Consider the following 5,726-nt stretch of genomic DNA (forward strand, 5'->3'; position numbering starts at 1 on the left):
GGGCTCACCCGCCTCAGAATGGCCGGGCGGCCTTCGCTCAGCGGGTCGTCGGCCCGCATGGGCCCGGTGAGGCCCACCACGCGGTATTCGCTGCCGTTGCGCTTCACCACCTGCCCCAGTGCCGACTGCTGCGGAAACAGCCGCGCGGCCAGGTCAGTGGTAATGACGGCGGGCGGCGTCGCGGCCGCGTCGTCGCTCTTATCGAACCAGCGGCCCGCCACCAGCGGTAGTTGCAGCACCGTGCGCAGGTCGTCTTCCACGAGCAGGCCGCTGGCCTGGGCGGCCGTGGCCGTGAACGAATAGCTGGGCTGGGTGCGCAGGTTCACGGTCTGGCCGGTTTGAGCATCGCGCAGGTAAGCGTCGAGGCCCGCGGGCAGGTTTAGCAGCTGGGTGGCCGTGATGGTGTAGGTGCCAGCGGCGGGTACGCCCACGCTCAGCGGCAGCACGGTAGCGGCCAGAAACTCGGGCCGGCCCTCAATAGCCAGGCGCTCGCCCGAAGCTGCGGTACTGCTCAGGTTCAGCCCTGAGGAGTTAGCCAGCTTCGGGGCGTCGTACTCGCCGTCGAAGCCGGCCGTGGCCCCGCCTTGGGCGTAGGCAATGAAGGCATCGGCCAGGCCGGTGGTGCCCTTCAGGTCGAGCTGCACCAGCGGGCGGGTTTCGGCCGTGCGGCGTACGGGGGCCTGCTGGCCGAAGGTGGTGACGCGGTTGGCGTTGCTAAGTCCCAGCGAGCCGCTGGTCTGGCCCGCCGTCACGCGCACGAAGAAGGCCTGGGCGGTGCCCACGAGCGAGTTGGTCCCGACGCCGTTAATATAGGTGCGGTAGCTGCCGCCGTACTGCGAGGTGCTTTCGAACACGTAAAACGCCGCGTCCATGTTGGCGCGCTGGCCGGCCGTGATGGTGCTCAGGTCCAGCGGGGCGGGGTAGGGGTTGCCAATCAGGTTCAGGCCCGCGTTGGCCGCCGTGGCGTCGCTGTTGCTACTCAGCGAAATGGAGCCGTTGCCGTTGCCAACCTGCCCGGTGAAACTCAGCGTGCTGGCGCCGGGCAGCTGCACCGTGAAGCCCGTGGTAGCCAGCTGCGCCGCGTTGCTCAGGTCGGTCGGCGATACCCAGCCCCTGTCGAACGCCGACAGCGTGGTGGCGGGCGAAGTCGCCAGCCGGCTCTGGTCGTAGCGGTAGATGGTGGGGAACGGATTGACGGAACCGGGGTCGGCTGCGGCATTATACGCGTCGTTGACAACCGGCGTGGTGCCGCCCGAGCCGAAGGCCGCCACGGTGGCCCCGGCCACCGGTGCCACCAGGTGGCGGTAGCCCAGGCCGGGGTTCAGGCTGGGGTCAATGTAGCGCTGCACAGCCACAGTATTACCAATCACCGAGCCGAAACCCGGGTTGGCCACCAGGGCAGTACCGCTGGCGTTGCTGAGCAGCGTCAGCGTCCGGCCGTTCAGGTTCAGGCTGCCGGCGTTGAGCGTGAGCACCTGCGCCACGCTCACGGCCTGGCTCAGCGTGACGGTGTTGCTGTTGGTGCTGGTGAGGCTGCGCACCTGGAACGGTAGCTGCCCGCCCGTGACCTGGGCTGCCGTGCCGTTGTACACGTACGTTGCATCGGTCGACAGGCTGCGGAAGCCCGTGTTTTGCAGCGTGCCCTGGCCGGCGGTACTGCTCAGGCCCTGCGCGTTGCAGATGCCCAGCGTGCCGCCCGGGGCCAGCGTGAAGTCGCCGCCGCCGCTCAGCACAAAGCAGCCGTCGTTCAGGGTGCCGCCGCTGTTGATGATGGTGCTCGAGTTCACTACCACGTTGCCGGCCAGCGTGCCCGTGCCGGTTCCGGTTACCGTGATGCTGTTGTAGGTGCCCGCCGCAATGCTCTGGCCGGGCGTGCTGATAACCAGGTCGGGGTAGGTCACGGTGAAGGTCACGCCGTTGCTGGTGCTCACCGGCGTGGTCACCGTCACCAGGCCGGTGGTGGCGCCAGTGGGCACGGTGGCCGTAATCTGGGTCGCCGAGTTCACCGTGAAGGCCGTCGCGGCCGTGCCGTTGAAGCTCACGGCCGTGGCCCCGGTAAAGTTGGTGCCCGTGAGGATGACGCTGGTACCGGCCGGCCCGCTGGTGGGGCTCAGGCTGGTGAGCGTGGGCGTGTTGAACAGCGTTGTATTCAGCAGCACGCCCACCGTGGAGCTGAGCACGTTGGTCGCGGCAATGTCGGAGCGGCCGTCGTTGTTCAGGTCGCCTAGGGCCAGGCCCACGGGGCCCTGGCCGCCGCTGCTGTAGGTGGTGCCGGTGGCAAACGTGCCCGGCGTGGCCACCGAGTTCAGCAGCACGCTCACGGTGGTGCCGCTGCTCACGTTGTAGTTGGTGGCCACAATGTCGGGGCGGCCGTCGCCGTTCATGTCGCGCACGCGCACCCCATCCGGCCCGCTGGCGCCGCTGGCGTACATGGCAGCCGTGCCGAAGGTGCCCGGCGTGGCGGCTTGGTTGAAAAGCACGCCTACGGTGTTGCTGGTTTCGTTGCCCGCGATGATGTCGGCCCGGCCATCGCCGTTCACGTCGGCCAGCGTCACGCCCCGCGGCTTCACGCCACCCGAGTTGTACGCCGTTGCCGTCGGAAACGTGCCGGGAGTAGCCGCCGAGTTCAGCAGCACGGTAATCGTGTTGGTGGTTTGGAAGCCCGTCACGGCCACATCGGCCCGGCCGTCGCCGTTCACGTCGCCCACCGCAATGCCGTCGGTGGCTACCCCGCTGGTGTAGGTGACGGCCGGGCCAAAGGTGCCCGGCGTGGCGGCCTGGTTCAGCAGCACGCCAATGTTGGCGTCGCTGCCGCCCACCACAATGTCGAGGCGGCCGTCGCCGTTCAGGTCAATCAGGCCCAGGCCCCGGGGGGCCGTAGCGCCGCTGCCGTACGACACTGCCGCCAGAAACGTGCCCGGCGTGGTGGCCGAGCCCAGCAGCACGCTCACATTGTTGCTGTTCGCGTTATCGACCACGATGTCGGGGCGGCCGTCGCCATTCACATCGCCCACGCCCAGCCCCACCGGAAAGTTGCCGCCCGAGCCGTAAAAAGTGGCCGTGGCCGGAAACGTGCCCGGCGTAGTGGCCGAGCCCAGCAGCACCCCCACGCTATTGGAATTTGAATTGGCGTTGATGAGGTCGAGCCGGCCGTCACCGTTCACATCGGCCGCCACAATATCCTGCGGAATATTGCCCGTGGCGTAAGTCACCGCCGGGGCAAAGGTTTGGGCCTGGGCTGCGCCGGCCGTGGCCAGCAGCAGCCCCAGCGCCGCCAGCCGCCCCGAAAGAGAGGAGAGCTTCATCATAGAAGAAAACGAAAAGAGTAAATGACGGCCACGCACCCGCGCAGCTCCACAAATAACGGCTATTTAACTATGTGCCAGGCTAACGTGAACGTGTTTGTTTTTAACAGTGCGGCGCATAATTCCCTGGTCCAGTAGTAGAATAACCACTCGCCACTTGGGTTTTTTGAGAGCGGGTCACCGCTATCGGTGCGGGTGAAAACAAGGCTGGAACAAGATGAATAGGGCGCAAAAAAGACCGTCCTGCTGCGACGAGCGCACCAGGACGATCTACTTTGTTGGGGCAGCGGCCTCCGGCTTGCGCTTTTACAGCTTCTCGTAAATCACGGCGGCACCCTGGCCCACGCCCACGCACATCACGGCTAGGCCGTAGCGCATGCCTTCGCCCCGGCGGTGCATCTCATGTAGCAGCGTGGCCGTGATGCGCGCGCCCGAACTGCCCAGCGGGTGGCCCATGGCAATGCTACCGCCGTTCACGTTCACCTTGGCCATGTCGAGGCCCAGCTCGCGCACGCAGGCAATGCTTTGGGCGGCGAAGGCTTCGTTGAGCTCAATCAGGTCGATATCAGCCAGCGTGAGGCCGGCGCGCTCCAGCACCTTGCGGGTGGCCGAAATCGGGCCCAGGCCCATCACCGCCGGGTCCACGCCCGTCACGGCCGAAGCCACCACGCGGGCCAGCGGCTTCAAGTTGTACTTCTTCAGCGCGTCCTCGCTCACCAGCAGCACGGCGGCCGCGCCGTCGTTGATGCCGGCTGAGTTGCCGGCCGTTACTGTCCCGCCCTCAGGCTGGAAGGCGGGCTTGAGGGTGGCCAGCTTCTCGATGGGTGAGAAACGGGGCTGCTCGTCGGCATCGAACAGGGCCGTATCGCCCTTGGGGTTCGGGATGAACACCGGCACAATCTCCTTGCGGAAACGGCCTTTTTCGAGTGCACGGGCGTATTTACGCTGGCTTTCGAAGGCAAACTGGTCTTGTTCCTCGCGAGTGATGCCGTACTGCTTGGCCACGTTCTCGGCCGTCTGGCCCATCGCAAAGGGGGAGTGCAGCTTGCTCAGCTTGGGGTTGATGAAGCGCCAGCCCAGGGTGGTGTCGTGGGCCGTGAGCTCGCGCCCGAAGGCCGACTCCGACTTGGCCATCACGAAGGGCGCACGGGTCATGCTCTCGGCCCCGCCGGCCAGGTACACGTCGCCCTCGCCGCACTTGATGGCGCGGGCAGCGTCCATGATGCTCTGCAGGCCCGAGGCACACAGGCGGTTCACGGTGTTGCCGGGCACGGTGATGCGCTGGCCGGCCAGCAGGGCGGCCATGCGGGCCACGTTGCGGTTGTCTTCGCCGGCCTGGTTGGCGGCGCCGATAATCACGTCCTCAATGGCATTTTTATCAACGGACGGGTTGCGGCGCATGAGCTCGCGGAGCACGTGGGCGGCCAGGTCGTCGGGGCGGACGCTACTGAGCGCGCCCGCGAATTTTCCAATCGGGGTGCGCACGGCATCCACGATGTATGCATTCGGCATTAGTAAGGTATTGATAGCGGCGCAAGCGCCGGATGAAGCTAAATTTGTGGCCCCGGCGCATACCCGGGCCCGTTCTTTTACTACAACAAAGATGATACAAAGAATTCAAAGCGTGTTTTTGCTGCTGCTGGCCCTGGCCATGCTGAGCCTGCTGGCCCTGCCCCTGTGGCACAAAATCGACCCGCTGACCGGCCAGGAGCTTACCCTCACCGCCTTCGGCTACGTGAGCAAGGGCGTGAACCTTCCCACCAACGTAGGCCCGGTGTGGCTGATTGGGGTGCTGGCCGCCGCTTCGGCCGGGCTGGCCATCTTCGAGATTTTCCAGTACCGCAGCCGCCTGCGCCAACTGCTGCTTGGCACCGTCAACCTGCTCCTCATCACTGCCACGCTCGGCGCCGAGTACCTATTCTATAGCAAGGGCGAGCAGCTGCTCAACATCAAGCTCGAAGGCGAAATCCTCATCGCCTTCTACCTGCCCACGCTGGCGCTGGTGCTCAACCTGCTGGCCAACCGCTTCATCCGCCGCGACGAGCAGCTGGTGCGCAGCGCCGACCGTCTGCGCTAGCACGTAACCGACAATAATAAAAAAGGCCCCTGTCTTCGCGACAGGGGCCTTTTTTGTGCGCTTGCTTGTCAAGCTAGCGGCGGTAATTGTCGTCATGCACGGCCGTGGCTACCGTACGGGCCGCGCTTTCGGAGGTAAACACGTCGTACACTCGGTAGAAATTCTCGGGGTCGCTCACGTGCGAGTAGGCATAGGTGGCGAGGTCGATGCGGCAGGCCTCGGAACTGGTAGTGCGCAGCAGCCGCACGAGGTCGTCGGCGCGTAGGCTGCGGTCGGCCAGGCCGTCTTTGGCGGCGCTCAGCTTGCTGGCATCGGCAATGCGGGCCTGCACGGTGCGCACCAGC

General features: G+C 66.0%; 4 protein-coding genes. 1 reads left to right on the plus strand and 3 read right to left on the minus strand.

Annotated features, from left to right (window positions below):
- Window positions 1–3,308 (minus strand): FG-GAP-like repeat-containing protein (locus ACYVDE_RS13175; protein WP_460502006.1); only part of this gene is annotated, 3,308 nt, incomplete at its 3' end.
- A 303-nt stretch (window positions 3,309–3,611) separates the two neighbouring features.
- Window positions 3,612–4,817 carry a thiolase family protein gene (locus ACYVDE_RS13180; RefSeq protein WP_460502007.1) on the minus strand — a complete coding sequence of 402 codons (1,206 nt, stop codon included), beginning with the start codon at window positions 4,815–4,817 and terminating at the stop codon, window positions 3,612–3,614.
- A 91-nt stretch (window positions 4,818–4,908) separates the two neighbouring features.
- On the opposite strand from ACYVDE_RS13180, the gene ACYVDE_RS13185 reads away from it, so the two are divergent.
- Window positions 4,909–5,382 carry a DUF4293 family protein gene (locus ACYVDE_RS13185; RefSeq protein ID WP_460502008.1) on the plus strand — a complete coding sequence of 158 codons (474 nt, stop codon included), beginning with the start codon at window positions 4,909–4,911 and terminating at the stop codon, window positions 5,380–5,382.
- A gap of 73 nt (window positions 5,383–5,455) precedes the next feature.
- On the opposite strand, the gene ACYVDE_RS13190 is transcribed toward ACYVDE_RS13185, so the two are convergent.
- The coding region (locus tag ACYVDE_RS13190) for a DUF4476 domain-containing protein (protein WP_460502009.1) at window positions 5,456–5,726 on the minus strand (271 nt) is incomplete at its 5' end.

It is taken from the genome of Hymenobacter agri, assembly GCF_054778495.1.

Excerpts from the sequence above, each read along its gene's own strand:
- ACYVDE_RS13185 (WP_460502008.1), top strand. The coding sequence starts at position 4,909 with ATGATACAAAGAATTCAAAGCGTGTTTTTGCTGCTGCTGGCCCTGGCC.
- ACYVDE_RS13180 (WP_460502007.1), bottom strand. The coding sequence starts at position 4,817 with ATGCCGAATGCATACATCGTGGATGCCGTGCGCACCCCGATTGGAAAA.